The 15,242-nt window shown below is 72.9% G+C and carries 15 protein-coding genes and 1 pseudogene; 9 read left to right on the top strand and 7 right to left on the bottom strand.

All coding sequences use genetic code 11. The features are described 5' to 3' along the window. Positions 1-578 (bottom strand): annotated as a pseudogene (locus ETD96_RS26400) (conjugal transfer protein); the annotation flags it as partial. Positions 579-1,052: 474 nt separating this feature from the next. Further along, positions 1,053-2,144 carry a redox-regulated ATPase YchF gene (gene ychF / locus ETD96_RS26395; RefSeq protein WP_138639179.1) on the bottom strand — a complete coding sequence of 364 codons (1,092 nt, stop codon included), beginning with the start codon at positions 2,142-2,144 and terminating at the stop codon, positions 1,053-1,055. Positions 2,145-2,287: 143 nt separating this feature from the next. Here ychF and ETD96_RS26390 point away from each other — a divergent pair, with 143 nt between their 5' ends. Together ETD96_RS26390 and ETD96_RS26385 are read left to right on the top strand one after the other, a co-directional pair. Continuing rightward, positions 2,288-3,685, top strand: coding sequence for a DNA recombination protein RmuC (locus ETD96_RS26390; RefSeq protein WP_138639178.1), 1,398 nt, complete (start codon positions 2,288-2,290; stop codon positions 3,683-3,685). Between the two features lie 56 nt (positions 3,686-3,741). Next, entirely contained in the window at positions 3,742-4,296 is a 555-nt protein-coding gene (locus tag ETD96_RS26385; protein WP_240808235.1) for a DUF6542 domain-containing protein, read from the top strand. Between the two features lie 26 nt (positions 4,297-4,322). On the opposite strand, the gene ETD96_RS26380 is transcribed toward ETD96_RS26385, so the two are convergent. Continuing rightward, entirely contained in the window at positions 4,323-5,288 is a 966-nt protein-coding gene (locus ETD96_RS26380; RefSeq protein ID WP_138639177.1) for a 4-hydroxy-3-methylbut-2-enyl diphosphate reductase, read from the bottom strand. A 155-nt stretch (positions 5,289-5,443) separates the two neighbouring features. Here ETD96_RS26380 and ETD96_RS26375 point away from each other — a divergent pair, with 155 nt between their 5' ends. Then, complete coding sequence (locus ETD96_RS26375) at positions 5,444-6,457, top strand: DUF8129 domain-containing protein (RefSeq protein ID WP_138639176.1); 1,014 nt, start codon at positions 5,444-5,446, stop codon at positions 6,455-6,457. 71 nt (positions 6,458-6,528) lie between these two features. On the opposite strand, the gene ETD96_RS26370 is transcribed toward ETD96_RS26375, so the two are convergent. Further along, positions 6,529-6,954, bottom strand: a complete 426-nt coding sequence (locus ETD96_RS26370) for a MarR family winged helix-turn-helix transcriptional regulator (protein WP_338072601.1) — start codon at positions 6,952-6,954, stop codon at positions 6,529-6,531. Positions 6,955-6,994: 40 nt separating this feature from the next. Here ETD96_RS26370 and xseA point away from each other — a divergent pair, with 40 nt between their 5' ends. Together xseA and ETD96_RS26360 are read left to right on the top strand one after the other, a co-directional pair. Then, a complete protein-coding gene (xseA, locus tag ETD96_RS26365; protein ID WP_138639175.1) occupies positions 6,995-8,209 on the top strand; it encodes an exodeoxyribonuclease VII large subunit in 1,215 nt (404 codons plus the stop codon). A gap of 10 nt (positions 8,210-8,219) precedes the next feature. Next, positions 8,220-8,453, top strand: coding sequence for an exodeoxyribonuclease VII small subunit (locus ETD96_RS26360; RefSeq protein ID WP_138639174.1), 234 nt, complete (start codon positions 8,220-8,222; stop codon positions 8,451-8,453). 37 nt (positions 8,454-8,490) lie between these two features. Here ETD96_RS26360 and ETD96_RS46915 read toward each other — a convergent pair whose 3' ends face one another. Both ETD96_RS46915 and ETD96_RS26350 read right to left on the bottom strand, forming a co-directional pair. Next, complete coding sequence (locus ETD96_RS46915) at positions 8,491-9,327, bottom strand: DUF4245 domain-containing protein (RefSeq protein WP_240808233.1); 837 nt, start codon at positions 9,325-9,327, stop codon at positions 8,491-8,493. Between the two features lie 20 nt (positions 9,328-9,347). Further along, positions 9,348-10,013 carry a TetR/AcrR family transcriptional regulator gene (locus tag ETD96_RS26350; protein ID WP_138639173.1) on the bottom strand — a complete coding sequence of 222 codons (666 nt, stop codon included), beginning with the start codon at positions 10,011-10,013 and terminating at the stop codon, positions 9,348-9,350. Positions 10,014-10,207: 194 nt separating this feature from the next. On the opposite strand from ETD96_RS26350, the gene glpX reads away from it, so the two are divergent. Then, complete coding sequence (gene glpX / locus ETD96_RS26345) at positions 10,208-11,242, top strand: class II fructose-bisphosphatase (protein WP_138639172.1); 1,035 nt, start codon at positions 10,208-10,210, stop codon at positions 11,240-11,242. A 9-nt stretch (positions 11,243-11,251) separates the two neighbouring features. On the opposite strand, the gene ETD96_RS26340 is transcribed toward glpX, so the two are convergent. After that, positions 11,252-11,866, bottom strand: coding sequence for a DUF1707 SHOCT-like domain-containing protein (locus ETD96_RS26340; protein WP_240808231.1), 615 nt, complete (start codon positions 11,864-11,866; stop codon positions 11,252-11,254). Positions 11,867-11,951: 85 nt separating this feature from the next. Between ETD96_RS26340 and ETD96_RS26335 the strand changes: the two genes are divergently transcribed. The 3 genes from ETD96_RS26335 (at position 11,952) to ETD96_RS26325 (ending at position 15,025) form a co-directional block, all read left to right on the top strand. After that, positions 11,952-12,905 carry an ABC transporter ATP-binding protein gene (locus tag ETD96_RS26335; RefSeq protein ID WP_138639171.1) on the top strand — a complete coding sequence of 318 codons (954 nt, stop codon included), beginning with the start codon at positions 11,952-11,954 and terminating at the stop codon, positions 12,903-12,905. Then, entirely contained in the window at positions 12,902-13,702 is an 801-nt protein-coding gene (locus ETD96_RS26330) for an ABC transporter permease (RefSeq protein WP_138639170.1), read from the top strand. The genes ETD96_RS26335 and ETD96_RS26330 overlap by 4 nt, the downstream gene beginning before the upstream one ends. Before the next feature lie 93 nt (positions 13,703-13,795). Beyond that, the gene (locus ETD96_RS26325; protein WP_171069243.1) at positions 13,796-15,025 is read left to right on the top strand and encodes an MFS transporter; all 1,230 of its coding nucleotides are present in this window, start codon (positions 13,796-13,798) and stop codon (positions 15,023-15,025) included. Positions 15,026-15,242 lie beyond the last annotated feature (217 nt).

The raw sequence follows: 15,242 nt of genomic DNA, 5'->3' as shown, positions 1-15,242 counted from the left end.
AGATGTGTATAAGCGACAGGCGTGACGGTCGCGTTGCTGGCGTCGCGGGCGTCGACCCCGGCGACCTGGACGCTCTGCACCTGCATCTTCCCGACGCCGTTCCAGCCGAATTGCGCGTCGGCGCCGTCGGGCAGGAAGGTGCGCAATTGCGCCTCGCGGGCGGGCGCGGTCTTCTGGTCGTAGTTGAGATAGACGTTGGCGAACTGGATGGCGAACGCGCCCGCGGCGCTGCTGGGGAACCCGGCGCCCCGCGCGGGTTTGGGACCGCTGCCGCCGGCCGGGGTGGTCGGGTCTTCGTCGGCGGTGAAGCGCTCGAAGGGGGCGCGCACGCCGTTGACGAGGATGACGAGGATCAGCGCCCAGAGCACGGCGCGGCCGACCCACACCCACCAGCGCCCGCCGGACCCGCCCCAGCGGCCGCCCCGCGGGCCGCCGGCACCGGACCCGCCGCGGCGACCGTCCCGCTCGGACAGGTCCCACGAGGGGTCGACGGAGGACGCGAGCGCCCGGGCGGGCGCCGCGGTCTCCTCGACTACGGCGGTGTCACGGCCGCGTCCCACGGCCGACCTGCGAGCCATCCTGCCTCCGCTCGCGCCTCGCCCCCGGTCGGCGCGGTCCTGTGTGCCTGGTCATGTTCCGGTGGCTTTTCCGAACCCACCTTCGGGCCCAGGGTAACCACGGGCGTCAATTGTTCCAGCGCATCGCAGCGAAGCACAGCCCCGGCACGCGGTTGTGGATAATGCAATCCACCTCAACAGGAACGGGGAAGATTGCCAAACGGTGACGATCCCCTATCCAAGGCTCCGAAGAGTGCGCAGGTCCAGGTTCCGGACAAGCGGCGCGACTCGGTCGTTGCTTGGTGACCGGGTGGCGGTGACGGCCGCAATCCATTCCCGAAAGAAACCGACAAACTGGCCGATACGCGACATCACACAGCAAAACGGCAGCTCACCGGCCTCGTCCGCCCCAACGGCACCACGAAGACCGGCTGTTGCCAAAATCACACTGGTCACGGCCCTTGCCGGACCGTGACGCGCCCTCCACCGGGCCGGTCAGACGTTGAAGCGGAACTCCACGACGTCGCCGTCCTGCATCACGTACTCCTTGCCCTCCATCCGGACCCTGCCGGCGGTGCGGGCGGCGGCCATCGAGCCGGCCTCGACGAGGTCGTCGAACGAGACGACCTCCGCCTTGATGAAGCCGCGCTGGAAGTCGGTGTGGATGACGCCGGCGGCCTCCGGGGCGGTGTCGCCCTTGCGGATCGTCCAGGCGCGCGCCTCCTTGGGGCCCGCCGTCAGGTACGTCTGCAGCCCCAGCGTGCCGAACCCGATGCGGACGAGCTGCGACAGGCCCGACTCCTCCTGCCCCATGCCCTGGAGCAGTTCGAGGGCCTCGTCGTCCGGCAGCTCGATCAGCTCCGCCTCGATCTTGGCGTCCAGGAAGATCGCCTCGGCGGGCGCCACCAGGTCGCGCAGGCGCGCGCGCAGGGCCTCGTCGGTCAGCTCGCTCTCGTCGAGGTTGAAGACGTAGAGGAACGGCTTGGCCGTGAGCAGGTGCAGCTCGCGCAGCAGTGCCAGGTCGATGCCGGCCTTCTCCGCCCCCGCGAAGAGCGTCACGCCGTCGTCGAGCAGCTTTTGCGCGGCGTTCACGGCGTCGACGACGGCGAGCTTGTCCTTGTCCTTCTTGGTGCGGGCCTCCTTGTCGAGGCGCGGCAGCGCCCTCTCGATCGTCTGGAGGTCGGCCAGGATCAGCTCGGTGTTGATCGTCTCGATGTCGCGGGACGGGGCGACGTCGCCGTCCACGTGCGTGACGTCCGGGTCCTCGAAGGCGCGGATGACCTGGCAGATCGCGTTGGTCTCGCGAATGTTGGCGAGGAACTTGTTGCCGAGCCCCTGCCCCTCGGACGCGCCCTTGACGATGCCCGCGATGTCGACGAACTCCATCGTCGCCGGGATCACCTTCTGCGAGCCGAAGATCTCCGCCAGCGTGTGCAGGCGCGGGTCGGGCACCCCGACCACGCCGACGTTGGGCTCGATGGTCGCGAACGGGTAGTTGGCGGCCAGCGCGTCGTTCTTGGTCAGCGCGTTGAACAGGGTGGACTTGCCGACGTTGGGCAGCCCGACGATTCCGATGGAGAGGCTCACGGCGGTCAAGTTTATGGGCGCCCGGGCGCGCCGCGTACTGCCCGGAACGTCCGCGGGTTCCGCCGAATGTCCGGGACGGGGCGTCCCGCGGCATCCCGGCGCGTCGCGATCGCGCTTCGGCGCCGCGCTGTCACGATGAGCGGATGGACCTCGCGCTGTTCGCCGGCCTGCTCCTCGGCGCCGTGTTCGGCGCCGTCGCCGGGTACGCGCTCGCGACGGGCCGGCAGGGCGCGCTGATCGCGCGGGCGCGGGCCGCCGAGGAGAAGCTCGCCTACGCCGAGGACCGGATGGCCGAGCACTTCGAGAACCTGTCCGCGAAGGCCCTGGACGCCAGCAACCAGCGGTTCCTCGAACTGGCGGACGCGCGGCTCAAGGCCGCGGGCGTGGAGGCGGCGGGCGAGCTGCAGCGCCGCCAGCAGGCCGTCGAGCACCTGGTCGCGCCGCTCAAGGAGACCCTCGCCAAGGTGGAAGAGCAGCTCCGGGAGGTGGAGACGGGCCGCCGGGAGTCCCACGCGATGCTGGCCAAGCAGGTCGACTTCGTCCGGCAGAGCTCCGACCAGCTGCGCCGCGAGACCCAGTCGCTGGTCCGGGCGCTGCAGCGGCCCGAGGCGCGCGGCCGGTGGGGCGAGCTGCAGCTCCGCCGGGTCGTGGAGCTGGCGGGCATGGCGCACCACTGCGACTTCGACGAGCAGGCAAGCGCGGTCACGGCCGACGGGACTGTCCGTCCCGACATGGTCGTGCGGCTGGTCGGCGGCAAGAGCATCGTCGTCGACTCCAAGGTCTCGCTGGCCGCGTACCTGCAGGCCGCCGAGAGCGGCGACCCGGTCCGGCTGGACGCCCACGCCCGCCACCTGCGCGACCATGTCGAGCGGCTGGCGGCGAAGTCGTACTGGCAGGCGTTCAGCCCGGCCCCGGAGTTCGTCGTCCTGTTCATCCCCGGGGAGGCGTTCCTCGCCCCCGCGCTCGACCGCGACCCGGGCCTGCTGGAGTACGCGATGCGGCGGCGGGTGCACATCGCCACGCCGACCACCCTCATCACCATGCTGCGGACGGCGTCCTACGCGTGGCAGCAGGCCGCCCTCTCAAAGAACGCGCGCGCGGTCTTCGAGCTGGGCAAGGAGCTGTACGAGCGGCTCGGCACGATGGGCCAGCACGTCGACGAACTGGGGCGCGCCCTGACCGGGGCCATCAAGTCCTACAACCGGACGGTCGGTTCGCTGGAGACGCGCGTCCTCGTCAGCGCCCGCAAGCTGAACGAGCTGGGCGTGGTCGAGGACGGCTTGGAAGGGCCCCGTCCCGTGGAGGAGAGCCCCCGCGCGCTCTCCGCAGCGGAACTGACCGCCGAGGAGCACCGCCTGGAGGACGACCCCCTGGAGGACGACCCCCGGAAGGACGAGCGTGCTCAGCCCGCCCCGGCGCCCGAAGCGGTAGGTTTCGGCTCACAGGCCATTCCCGAGCAGGCCGACCGGCGCGACGCGCACGAGCGGGGCGAACCGGGCGGTGCGGGGCGCCGGTTCCCCGGAGCGAAGGGGTGGCGATGAGTTCATCGACGGTACGCGGTGCGCAAGGCGGCGCCCCGCCGGCTCCGGAGGGTGCAGTGGGACGTCAGCACGGCGCCGCGGCACCGCGCTCGCGCGCGCGCTCGGCCGGCGCCGGAAGCCCGGTCATGCTGACCGGCCGCGGCGGCATCGTCGTGATGTTCGCCGCCGGGGTGCTGTGCGGGCTGCTGTCGCGCTGGTTCGGGGTGCCGCTGCTCGCCGGCGCCGGGTTCGCGATCGGCTGCGCGCTCGCCGCGTTCGCGACGCGCCCGCCCGACCTGCTCACGCTCGTTGTCAGCCCGCCGCTGGTGTTCTTCGCGGCGACGTTCACGGTCGTGTTCGCCACCGCGCTCGGCGACGGCTCGCTGCTGCGCGGCGTCACGGTCGGGGTGCTGACCGCGCTGGCGGCCACCGCGCCGTGGCTGTTCTTCGGGACGCTGCTGGTCCTCGTGATCTGCCTGGCGCGGGGGCTCATGACGAACGTCCGCGAACTGCGCGACAAGCTCGCCGGGATGCGCCTGTTCGAGAAGGAGGAGAACGAGAACCCCGTCCGGTGGGACGAGTCCCCCGTGACGACGGGCGAGCGCCGCCTCCACCACGGCGAGGTGGACTGAGCGGCGCCCGCCGCGCGATGCCGCGTCTAGACGGGCGTGATGCGGAGGTCCTTGCGGAGCTCCTTCGGGAGGGAGAAGCGCATGTGCTCGGAGACGGACTCGATCTCCTCCGCCTCGCCGAAGCCGCGCTCGGCGAGCCAGGCGAGGACCTCCTGGACGAGCTCGTCCGGGACGGAGGCGCCGCTCGTGACGCCGACCGTGGTGACGCCCTCCAGCCAGGCGGGGTCGATGTGCTCGGCGTAGTCGACGAGGTGGGCGTTGTCGGCCCCGTGCTCCTTGGCGACCTCGACGAGCCGCACGGAGTTGGAGGAGTTCGTCGACCCGACCACGATGACGAGCTGCGCCTGCGCCGCCATCTCCTTCACGGCGACCTGCCGGTTCTGGGTGGCGTAGCAGATGTCGTCGGACGGCGGGTCCATCAGGTTGGGGAACCGCTCGCGGAGCTTCTCGACGGTGGCGACGGTCTCGTCGACCGACAGCGTGGTCTGGGAGAGCCACGCGACCTTGTCGGGGTCGCGGACGGTCACGTTGGCGACGTCGTCGGGGCCGTCCACGAGGTGGATGTGGTCGGGCGCCTCGCCGGTGGTGCCGATGACCTCCTCGTGGCCCTCGTGGCCGATGAGCAGGATGTCGTAGTCGTCGGCGGCGAAGCGGACCGCCTCCTTGTGGACCTTGGTGACCAGCGGGCACGTCGCGTCGATCGTGCGCAGGTTCAGGCCCGCGGCCTCCTGGTGCACGGCGGGCGCGACGCCGTGCGCGGAGAACACCACGATCGCCCCCTCGGGCACCTCCTCGGTCTCGTCCACGAAGATCGCGCCGCGCTCCTCCAGCGTCTTGACGACGTGGACGTTGTGGACGATCTGCTTGCGGACGTAGATCGGCGCCCCGTACTTCTCCAGGGCGATCTCGACCGTCTGGACGGCCCTGTCGACGCCTGCGCAGTAACCACGCGGCTTGGCGAGCAGGACACGGCGCTGGCTGTTGGCGGTCATGCCCCTATCGTACGAGTCACCGGATCGTGGGAGTGACCTGGCTGTGACCGACTCCACGGTGTCTTTGGACAGAAATCCACTAACCCGGGGTGACCGCGATCGCACCCGTGGGGCAGAGTGAAGTTCACCAGACGAGGCAGGAAGAGGAAGAGTCGATGACGAAATCGCCGCGCCGCCTCAAGGAGCAGGTCCGGGACACGGTGGGCGAGCAGGTTCGCGATCTCCCGCTGCACGCCGTCCGCCTGGCCATGTTCGGCGTCGGCCGGGCCCTGCTGCTCGGCGACCGGGTCACCAGGGACTACAAGGAGATCACCCAGGGCGGCGGCGTGAAGCCGGTGCTCGGGCGGCTGCGCGACGACATGCAGGGCACGGCCGAGAAGGTCGTCGAGCGCGTCGTCGAGCGGGTGCGCGGCGAGGAGCCGGCGCCCGAGCCCGAGCCGGTCCGCCGCACCCGGCCCGCGGGGCGGACGGCCGCCGCGCGCGGCGAGGGAACCCGCACCGCCGGCACGGAGATCTCCGTCGGCAAGCCCGGGGCCGCGACCGGGCCCAAGGCCGAGCCGAAGGCGGAGACCGAGGCCGAGACGGGCACGCGGCACCGGCCGAAGCACGCCCGTCCGGGCCCGCCGCCGAAGCCCGCGAAGCCCGGCGCGCTGGGCCGGCGGCACGCCAAGTCCGCGGCGGAGGCGCCGGCGGACGAGCGGGCGCCGCTCGCGAAGCCGGCCCCGTCGCCCGAGCCCGCGGAGCCGGCGCCCGAGCCCGCGCCGCAGGCCAAGCCCGCGCCGAGCCCGGAGGCCGCCGAGCCCGCGCCGGGCGCGAAGCCGGCCGAGCCGGCGAAGTCCGCCAAGCCGGCCAAGCCCGCGAAGTCCGGGGAGGCGCCCGCGGAGGCATCCGACGAGACGACCGCCGAGGCCGTCGCCAAGGACGAGAAGGCGTTCGAGCCGAAGCCGGAGACCAAGCCCGCCGCCCCGGCGGAGGCGGAGCACATCGCCGCGGACCTGCCCGTGCCCGACTACGACGCCGCCACGCTGCCGCAGCTGCGCGCGCGCCTGCGCGGCCTGACGGTCGAGCAGGTGAAGCTGCTGCGCGAGTACGAGCGCCAGCACGCAGCGCGCGAGGACATCATCCGCATGTACGAGCGCCGCATCGCCAAGCTCAACGGCCTCAACTGAACCGAGGGCACCGAGGACACCGGACGAGCGCACCGCGAGCCCCTGGGCAGGCCCCGGGGGCTCCCGGCGTCTCAGGGGCCGGTGAAGAGCTTGTCGAAGGCGGGCAGCGCCGCGGCGATCCGCGCGCGCTCGTCGCCCGACAGGTGCGCGAGCCGGTCGGCGAGGAACGACAGCCGCCGCTCCCGCCCGGCGGCCAGCAGTTCCCGGCCCGCCCCGGTGAGCCGCGCCGTGACCACGCGGGCGTCGGCGCCGTCCCGGCCGCGCGCGACGAGCCCGTCCCGCTCCAGCCGGTTGATCTGGGCGGTCATGGTCGGCAGCCGGACGCCGTGCTCGGCGGCGAGCTCGGTCATCCGGCGCGGCCCGTGCTCCAGCGAGCCCAGCACGGACAGCTGCTGGCTGGTGACCGGCTGGTCGGCTCCGGCCTGCCGCAGCATCAGCACGACGTGGCGCAGGCGCAGGTTGAGCTGCTCGGCGAGCTCGCGGTCGGATGCGGTCACGGATCACTCTCCTCGGGGTCGTAGTCAGTAGTGTTCCTGCATGGCGATGGAGACCACGGCCGAATCCCCGGTTCCGGTGCGGACGGTCCTGCAGGCGGTGAGCGGCTGGATCGGCCGGCTCGGCCGGATCTGGGTCGAGGGCCAGATCACCGACCTCAACGCCCGCGGCGGGACGGTGTACCTGACGCTCCGCGACCCGGTGGCGAACATGTCGGTGCGGGTCGTCGGGCCGCGCGCCGTGGTCGAGGCGGCGGGCCCGGCGGTGACCGACGGCGCCCGCGTCGTGGTGCACGCCAAGCCGGACTTCTGGATCAACCGGGGGACGTTCTCGCTCAGCGTGCTGGAGATCCGGCCGGTCGGCGTCGGCGAGCTGCTGGCCCGGCTGGAGCGGCTGAAGCAGGTGCTGGCGTCCGAGGGGCTGTTCCGGCCGGAGCGCAAGCGGCCGCTGCCGTTCCTGCCGGGGAAGATCGGGCTGATCTGCGGGCGCGACTCCGACGCCGAGCACGACGTCCTGCAGAACGCCCGGCGGCGCTGGCCCGCGGTCGCGTTCCGGGTGGAGAACACCGCGGTGCAGGGCTCGTACGCGGTCGGCGAGGTGATGGAGGCGCTGCGGGCGCTGGACGCCGATCCCGAGATCGATGTGATCATCATCGCGCGGGGCGGCGGCGCGATGGAAGACCTGCTGCCGTTCTCCGACGAGGCGCTGGTGCGGGCGGTGTCGGCGGCGCGCACCCCGGTGGTCAGCGCGATCGGCCACGAGCAGGACTCCCCGATCCTGGACCTCGTCGCGGACGTGCGGGCCTCGACGCCGACGGACGCGGCGAAGAAGACCGTCCCGGACGTGCGGGAGCAGCTCCAGCTCGTCCGGCAGCTGCGCGACCGGGGGCGGCGGTGCCTGTCGGGTGCCGTCGAGCGGGAGCTGGCGTGGCTGCGCGCGGTGCGGTCGCGGCCCGCGCTGGCCGATCCGGTGCGGGAGATCGAGCGGCAGTCCGAGCAGGTCGCGGCGCTGCGGGACCGGGCGCGGCGGTGCCTGTCGGGGGCGCTGGACCGGGCCGGGGACGAGCTGTCGCACACCCGCGCCCGGCTGCTGGCCCTCTCCCCCGCCGCGACGCTGGAGCGCGGCTACGCGATCGTCCAGCGCGAGGACGGGGCGGTGGTGCGGGAGTCGGCGGCGGTCAAGGACGGCGAGGCGCTGCACGTCCGGCTGGCCGACGGGCGCCTCGGCGTGACCGTGACCGGCCGCGAGGGGTCTTAGGGTGGGGCAGGTGGCGGACGACAAGGAGACGGCGGAGAAGCCGTCGTACGAGCAGGCACGGGACGAGCTGACCGAGGTCGTCAAGCGGCTGGAGGCGGGCGGGCTGACGCTGGAGGAGTCCCTCGCGCTCTGGGAGCGGGGCGAGCGGCTCGCGGCGGTCTGCGAGGAGTGGCTGGAGGGCGCCCGCGCGCGGCTGGCCGCCGCCCTCGACCGTCCGGAGAACGGCGACGCCGCCCCGTTCTGAGGCGCGCGGGCCCGGGCGTCCACCCCGGGCCCGGCCGTCAGGAGCCGGGTGTCGGCGCCGTCGAGGGCGCCAGCTTCGCGCCGCCCTTGGCCTGCGCCTTGAGGGCCGCCGCGAGGACCGCCAGCTCCTCGTAGGACGCGGTGCCGGTCACGACGACGCTGCTGCCGTCCGGCAGGGTGCGGGCGAGGGTGTTCGCCTTCTTGTCCTTGCGGTGGTACTTCGTCCAGGTGACGTCGCCGACCTGCTGCGTCCCGGTCGGCTTGCCGCTGTTGGCCATGCGCGGGACGTACTCGGACGCCTTCTCGTCGCTCTGCTCCAGCGCCGCGTACTCGTCGCTCGGCGTCACGAACCCGAGGTGCCACGCGACGGGCGTGTCACCGCCCGCGCCGAGGCCGGTGAGCCGGGAGCTGTTCGGGCGCCAGCCGGCGGGCAGCCCCTCGGGGGCCCACACGGTGAAGGGCGCGTCGTTGCGCATCGCCCACAGCTGCGAGCTGTAGTCGACCGTCGGCAGGACCTCCTCGTCGCTGCGCGGCGACACCACGTAGACCGCCAGCACCAGCACCAGGCACGCGGCCATCGCGATCGCGAAGCCGCTGAGGCCGGTCGTGAGCCGCTTGTGCACGCCGGGGCTGACCTCGACGACGGGACGTCCCGCCGGCGCCCCCTGCTCGTCCCGGCCGCCCTGCTCCGCCTGGACACCCTGCTCCGCCGGGGCGCCGTGGTCTTCCTGGCCGCCCTGCTCCTCCCGGGCGCCGGTCTCCGCGGTCTCGGCCGCGGACGCCGCGCCGCCCGCGGTCTCCGCGGCGGTCGCGGGCGCGCTCTCGGGCGCGCTCTCCGGCGTGGCGGGGGCAGGGGACGGGGTCTTGTCGGTCACCCCTCCAGGATCCCCCACGGTCAGCGCTGCTCGGTACCGGGGTTGCGGATCGTGCCGACGATGCCCATGATCTTGTCGGCGAGGCGGCGGGCGGCGACCTCGTCGTCCAGCAGCGAGATCTCGGACACGGCGCCCGCCATCGCGCCGGTCAGCACGGTGACGAGGGCCTCGTCCACGCCGCCGTCGGCGGTGTGGAACAGCGCGGCGTTGCGCCGCGCCCACTTGTTGAGCCGCTGGCGCATGACGCGGTCGAACCCGGGCGGGCCGTCGCCGGAGATGAACAGCCGGGCGACGTCGCGCTCGTCGAGGCAGCCGTTCAGGTAGGCGCCCGCGCCGGCGATGAACTGCCGCATGGGGTCGGTCTCGCCGGCCTCGCGGACGGCGTTGATCGCGTCGCGGGTGCGCTCCTGCTGGCGGCCCTGGAAGTCCTCGAACAGCGTGAGGTACAGGTCCGCCTTGCCGTTGAAGTGGTGGTACAGGCTGCCGACGCTGGCGCCGGCCTTGGCGACGATGTCGGTCACCGCGGCCTGGGCGAAGCCCGACGCACAGAAGACGTCCCTCGCCGCGGCCAGCAGGGCGCCGCGGGTGGCGGCGCCGCGGTCGGAGGTCCGCGCGGGGGAGTCGGCGGACCGCGCGCCCCCGCCGCGGGCCGCCTCGCCGGACGAGACGTCGATGTCGCTGCTCATGACGCCTGAGATTACGCCCTCTCCCATGGGGAAACGATCCCTTGCCCGCGGGACCGTCAAATACCGGTGGCGCGGGCGGTCGGTACCGCGGGTGCCGGTACGCTCCGTTTCCCGGCTGGTCTGGTCCAATTTGTGACCCGCCGTCCGGTCACCGGAGAATCCGAGGCACCACCGAACGAAGGGGCTGCCCCGTCATGTCCGATGAGACCACCGTTTCCTCCCCGCTCACGACCGAGCCGTCCGCGCCGGACCGCAACCTGGCGATGGAGCTGGTCCGGGTGACCGAGGCCGCCGCGATGGCCGCCGCCCGCTGGGTCGGCCGCGGGGACAAGAACGGCGCCGACGGGGCCGCCGTGAACGCCATGCGCCAGCTGATCAACACGGTGTCCATGCGCGGCGTCGTCGTGATCGGCGAGGGCGAGAAGGACCACGCGCCGATGCTGTTCAACGGCGAGGAGGTCGGGGACGGCTCCGGCGCCGAGTGCGACGTGGCGGTCGACCCCGTGGACGGGACCCGGCTGACCGCGCTCGGCATGAACAACGCGATCGCGGTGCTGTCGGTGGCCCCGCGCGGGTCGATGTTCGACCCGTCCGCGGTGTTCTACATGGAGAAGCTGGTGACCGGCCCGGAGGCGGCGGACGCCGTCGACATCGAGCGCCCGATCGCCGACAACATCCGCGCGATCGCCCGCGCGAAGGGCTCCTCGCCGAACGACGTGACCGTGTGCATCCTGGACCGGCCGCGGCACGAGGGCATCGTGAAGGAGGTCCGCGAGGCCGGGGCGCGGATCAAGTTCATCCTGGACGGCGACGTGGCCGGCGCGATCATGGCGTCCCGGCCGGGGACCGGCGTCGACCTGCTGCTCGGCATCGGCGGCACCCCGGAGGGCATCATCGCGGCGTGCGCGATCAAGGCGCTCGGCGGGGTGATCCAGGGCCGGCTGTGGCCGCAGGACGAGGCGGAGAAGCGCAAGGCGGAGGACGCCGGGCACGAGCTCGGCCGGGTGCTGACCACCGACGACCTGGTGACGTCCGACGACGTGTTCTTCGCCGCCACCGGGATCACCGACGGGGAGCTGGTCGACGGCGTCCGCTACAGCAAGGGCACGGCGGTGACGCACTCGCTGGTCATGCGCTCCCGCAGCGGGACGATCCGGACGATCTCCAGCGAGCACCACCTCGCCAAGCTCCGCGCCTACAGCGCGATCAACTTCGACACGGCGGTCTGACCGGCGGCGCTAGGCGCGGCGGCCCCGGCCGAGGCGGTCGCGGACGCGGGTGCGCAGCGACCGCTTCGGCGCGCGGGCGCGCACCGAGGCGAAGATCATGGTGCCGCAGACCTCGACGGTGGGCCCGTCCTGCGCGGGGCGGGCCCGCAGGTCGCGGGTGCTGAGGATGCTGCGGCCGGTGACCCGCACGCCGACGCCCTCGGGGACGAGGAGCCGGATCCGGCCGCCGAGCACCAGCGGGTCGACCACGATGTGCCGGCGCTGCAGGACGGCCTCGCGCAGGTCGAGCTCGACCGTCCCGAACAGGGCCAGCACGGGCAGCTTCACGGGCACGACCCAGCGCCCCTCCCGGCGGGTGCGGCCGAAGAGGACCGTGACCGGGCGGTCGTCCACGAGGATGGGCTGCGCCTCCTCGGGGCCGAGGTCGCCGGTGAGGCCGGTCAGCTCGCCGAGGGTGCGGGCGGCGTAGGCGCGGGCGGTGCGCTCGGAGTGCTCGGCCATGCTGAGCCGCCCGTCGGCGACCGCCTCGCCGAGGACGGCGACGACGCGTTCCCGGTCGGCGTCGGACGCGCGCAGGTCGCGCACGCTGGTGGCCTTCGCGGCCGGGCGCTGGGGAACGTCCACATCTAGAAGATTAACCGCCGTCCGGCGCGGGGGCCGCCGAAAAACCTGTGGGGATGTGTCCGGGCCTGTCCTTACTGTGAGGGGTATGACCTTGCAACGTGCCCAGATCGCCGCTGCCCGGGACGGGGCCGGCACGGCGGCGATCAGCCTGCGGGGCGTCGTGAAGCGGTTCGGCGACTTCACCGCCGTGGACGGGCTGGACCTGGAGGTCCCCACCGGGATCTGCCTGGGGCTGCTGGGCCCGAACGGCGCCGGGAAGTCGACGACCATGAAGATGCTGACCGCGCAGGCGATCGCCGACGAGGGCAGCATCGAGGTGCTCGGCTTCGGCGTCCCGCGCGAGTCCAAGCGCGCGCGGGCCGTGATGGGGGTCGTCCCGCAGCAGGACAACCTGGACGAGGAGCTGACCGCCCGCGAGAACCTGGAGGTGTTCGCGCACCTGTACCGGGTGCCCCGCAAGGAGCGGCGCCGGGCCGTGGACGACGCGCTCGCGATCGCGCATCTGACCGAGCGGCAGCGGACGAAGGTGGACGACCTGTCCGGCGGCATGCGGCGGCGGCTGCTGATCGCCCGCGGGCTGGTGCACCGGCCCGCCCTCGTCCTGCTGGACGAGCCGACCGTGGGCCTCGACCCGCAGGTGCGGGCGGAGCTGTGGGGGCTGATCGACGGGCTGCGCGCGGGCGGCACGACCGTGCTGATGTCCACGCACTACATCGAGGAGGCCGAGCGCCTCGCGGACGAGTGCGCGCTGATGTCGCACGGCAAGGTCATCGCGCGGGGCTCACCGGCCGCGCTGGTGGCCGAGTTCGCGGGCGACCGGGTGGTCGAGCACTACGGGCCGCCCGACCGGCTGACCGAGGTGGAGCGGCTCGCGCGGGCCGCGGGGCTGCCGACGCGCCGCACGGGCCCGTCGGTGTCGGTGCTGAAGGCGGAGACCATCCCGCCCTCGCTGGAGGACGAATTGGGCCCGGACGGCGTGCGCCGCGCCGCCAGCCTGGAGGACGTGTTCGTGGTGCTGACCGGGGAGCGTGTCGAATGACCCGGACGGAAGTGGAGCGGGCGCCGCGGCTGCGGCGGTTCGAGTTCGCGCCGGTGCGCGGCATCTGGCGGCACGAGCTGGCGCTCTACAAGCGGTACTGGAAGTCGCAGTCGTTCGCCTCGATGGTGGAGCCGACGTTCTTCCTGCTCGCGTTCGGCTACGGGTTCGGGTCGATGGTCGCGGTCATCGGCGACTACCGGTACCTCGACTTCGTCGCGACCGGCGTCGTCGGGACGGCGGCGCTGTTCACGTCGGTGTTCCCGGGCATGTTCAACGGCTACATCAGGCGGGTGTTCCAGCACACCTACGACGGGATGCTCGCGGCGCCGGTGGACGTCCACGAGCTGGTGACGGCCGAGGCGCTGTGGATCGCGGCGAAGTCGGCGGTGTACTCGTGCACGCCGATCGTGGTGGCGCTGTTCTTCGGCCTGGATCCCGCGTTCGGGATGCTGCTGGTGCCGTTCATCACGTTCTTCACCGCGCTCGGCTTCGGGCTGTTCGGCATGTGGACGTCCTCGGTCGTCCCGTCGATCAACTCGTTCGACTACGTGATCACCGGCGTGGTGACGCCGCTGTTCCTGATCGCCGGGACGTTCTTCCCGGTGGACGCGCTGCCCGGCTGGGCGCAGAAGGTCTCCTACCTGAACCCGCTCTACCACTGCGTCGAGCTGGTCCGGGACGCGGTGTTCGGCCTTCACCCGCTGGCCGACCTCGGGCATCTGGCGGGCCTGGTGGCGTTCGCGGCGCTGATGTGGGTCATCGCCGTCCGGGGGATGCGCAGGCGCCTCATCGACTGATCGCCCCCGGGAGACGATTGACCGGCGGCCCGCCCTGTCTCTACGCTGACGCGAATCTTATTCACGTTGTGCCTCGCAGAGAGGTCGGGCCGCATGACCCAGGGCATCACCGTACGGGACCGCCAGGCCCGGTCCGCCGCGTACACGGCGTTCGCCGTCCAGGGGCTCTGCTTCGCCTCGCTGGTGACGCAGGTTCCGCAGATCCAGAAGTCCCACCACCTCAGCGACGCCACGCTCTCGCTGGTGCTGCTGATGGTGCCGCTCGTCGCGGGGGTCGGCAGCGTCGCGTCCGGCGCCCTGTTCCAGCGGTTCGGCAGCGGCCCGGTGCTGCGGGTCTCCCAGCCCGCCGTCGCGGTCGTGATCGCGCTGATCGGCCTCACCGGCGACAACGACGTCGCGCTGTACGCCGCGGTCGCCGCGTTCGGCCTGTTCGTCGGCGCGGTGGACGCCTCGATGAACGCCCAGGCCATCGCCGTCGAGCGCCGCTACGGCCTCAGCCTGATCACCGGCTTCTACGCGGTGTGGAGCGTCGCCGGCATCCTCGGCGGCCTCTGGGCGTCGCTGTCCAACAAGATCGACCTGCCGCTGTCCGCCTGCTTCGCGATCGCCGCCGCCGCGGGGATCGCCGGGTCCCTCGCCACCGGGCACCGCCTCTACCGCCGCGCTGAGGAGGGCGACGGGCCGACCGCCGAGGAGCTGAAGGCCGCCGGACGCAGCGTCCCGTGGCGCCCGATCCTCATCGTCGGCGCCGCGATGGCCGTCGCCTACCTCGCCGACTCGGCGATCTCCAGCTACGGCGCCAAGTACCTGGACGACGAGCTGTCGGCGAGCGACTGGGTCGCGCCGCTCGGCTACGTCGCCTACCAGATCACGATGGTGGTCAGCCGGGCCGTCGCGGACCTCGCCGTCCGCCGCTCGGGCGCCGTCCGGGTGGTGCGGATCGGCGGCCTGGTCGGCCTCGTCGGCATGGCGGGCGTGGTCGCCGCCCCGAACGCGGCGGTCGCCATCGCGGCGTTCGCGCTCGCCGGCCTCGGCCTCAGCGTGATCGCCCCGGTCTCCTTCTCCGCCGCCGGCCGGGTCGACCCGACCGGCCTGGGCGTCGCGGTGGCCCGCGTGAACATCTTCAACTACGTGGGCTTCGTCCTGGGCGCCGCGGTCGTAGGCGCGATCGCCCCCCTGAGCGCCGACCACGGCCTACGGATAGCCTTCATCGTCCCCACGGCCTTGATCCTGGTCGTCTTCGCCACCGCCAAGGGCTTCGCCCCCAGCCCGGCGAAGGACACCGCTCCGCCCGCCCCCACAATGCAACGCCCAACAGTCTGACCCGAGCCCCACAGAACCACGGGGCGGGCGGCCGGAGGGCGCCCAACGCCCGGAGGTCGCCCGCCCCGCCGGCCGAGAGGCCGTTTCACGAGACGCGCCAGCGGATCGGGAAACGGCCTCTCGGCCGTAACGGGGGTTCCAGGGGGTCGCCCCCTGGCCAAACACCTGTCTCTTATACCCATCTCCGCGCCCCCCAGACCCTAAGACACCTCGTATG

It is taken from the genome of Actinomadura geliboluensis (assembly GCF_005889745.1).
GTDB classification, from domain to species: domain Bacteria; phylum Actinomycetota; class Actinomycetes; order Streptosporangiales; family Streptosporangiaceae; genus Spirillospora; species Spirillospora geliboluensis.
The sequence above is the reverse complement of the archived record's forward strand: the minus strand, read 5'-3'. Positions and strand labels throughout refer to the sequence as shown.

Bases quoted from the DNA above. Each gene is read 5' to 3' on its own strand.
- glpX (WP_138639172.1), top strand. From the start codon at position 10,208: ATGTCCGATGAGACCACCGTTTCCTCCCCGCTCACGACCGAGCCGTCC.
- ETD96_RS26380 (WP_138639177.1), bottom strand. From the start codon at position 5,288: ATGACCGCCAACAGCCAGCGCCGTGTCCTGCTCGCCAAGCCGCGTGGT.
- ETD96_RS26325 (WP_171069243.1), top strand. From the start codon at position 13,796: ATGACCCAGGGCATCACCGTACGGGACCGCCAGGCCCGGTCCGCCGCG.
- ETD96_RS26350 (WP_138639173.1), bottom strand. From the start codon at position 10,013: ATGAGCAGCGACATCGACGTCTCGTCCGGCGAGGCGGCCCGCGGCGGG.
- ETD96_RS26330 (WP_138639170.1), top strand. From the start codon at position 12,902: ATGACCCGGACGGAAGTGGAGCGGGCGCCGCGGCTGCGGCGGTTCGAG.
- ETD96_RS26375 (WP_138639176.1), top strand. From the start codon at position 5,444: ATGACGAAATCGCCGCGCCGCCTCAAGGAGCAGGTCCGGGACACGGTG.
- ETD96_RS26390 (WP_138639178.1), top strand. From the start codon at position 2,288: ATGGACCTCGCGCTGTTCGCCGGCCTGCTCCTCGGCGCCGTGTTCGGC.
- ETD96_RS26335 (WP_138639171.1), top strand. From the start codon at position 11,952: ATGACCTTGCAACGTGCCCAGATCGCCGCTGCCCGGGACGGGGCCGGC.
- xseA (WP_138639175.1), top strand. From the start codon at position 6,995: ATGGCGATGGAGACCACGGCCGAATCCCCGGTTCCGGTGCGGACGGTC.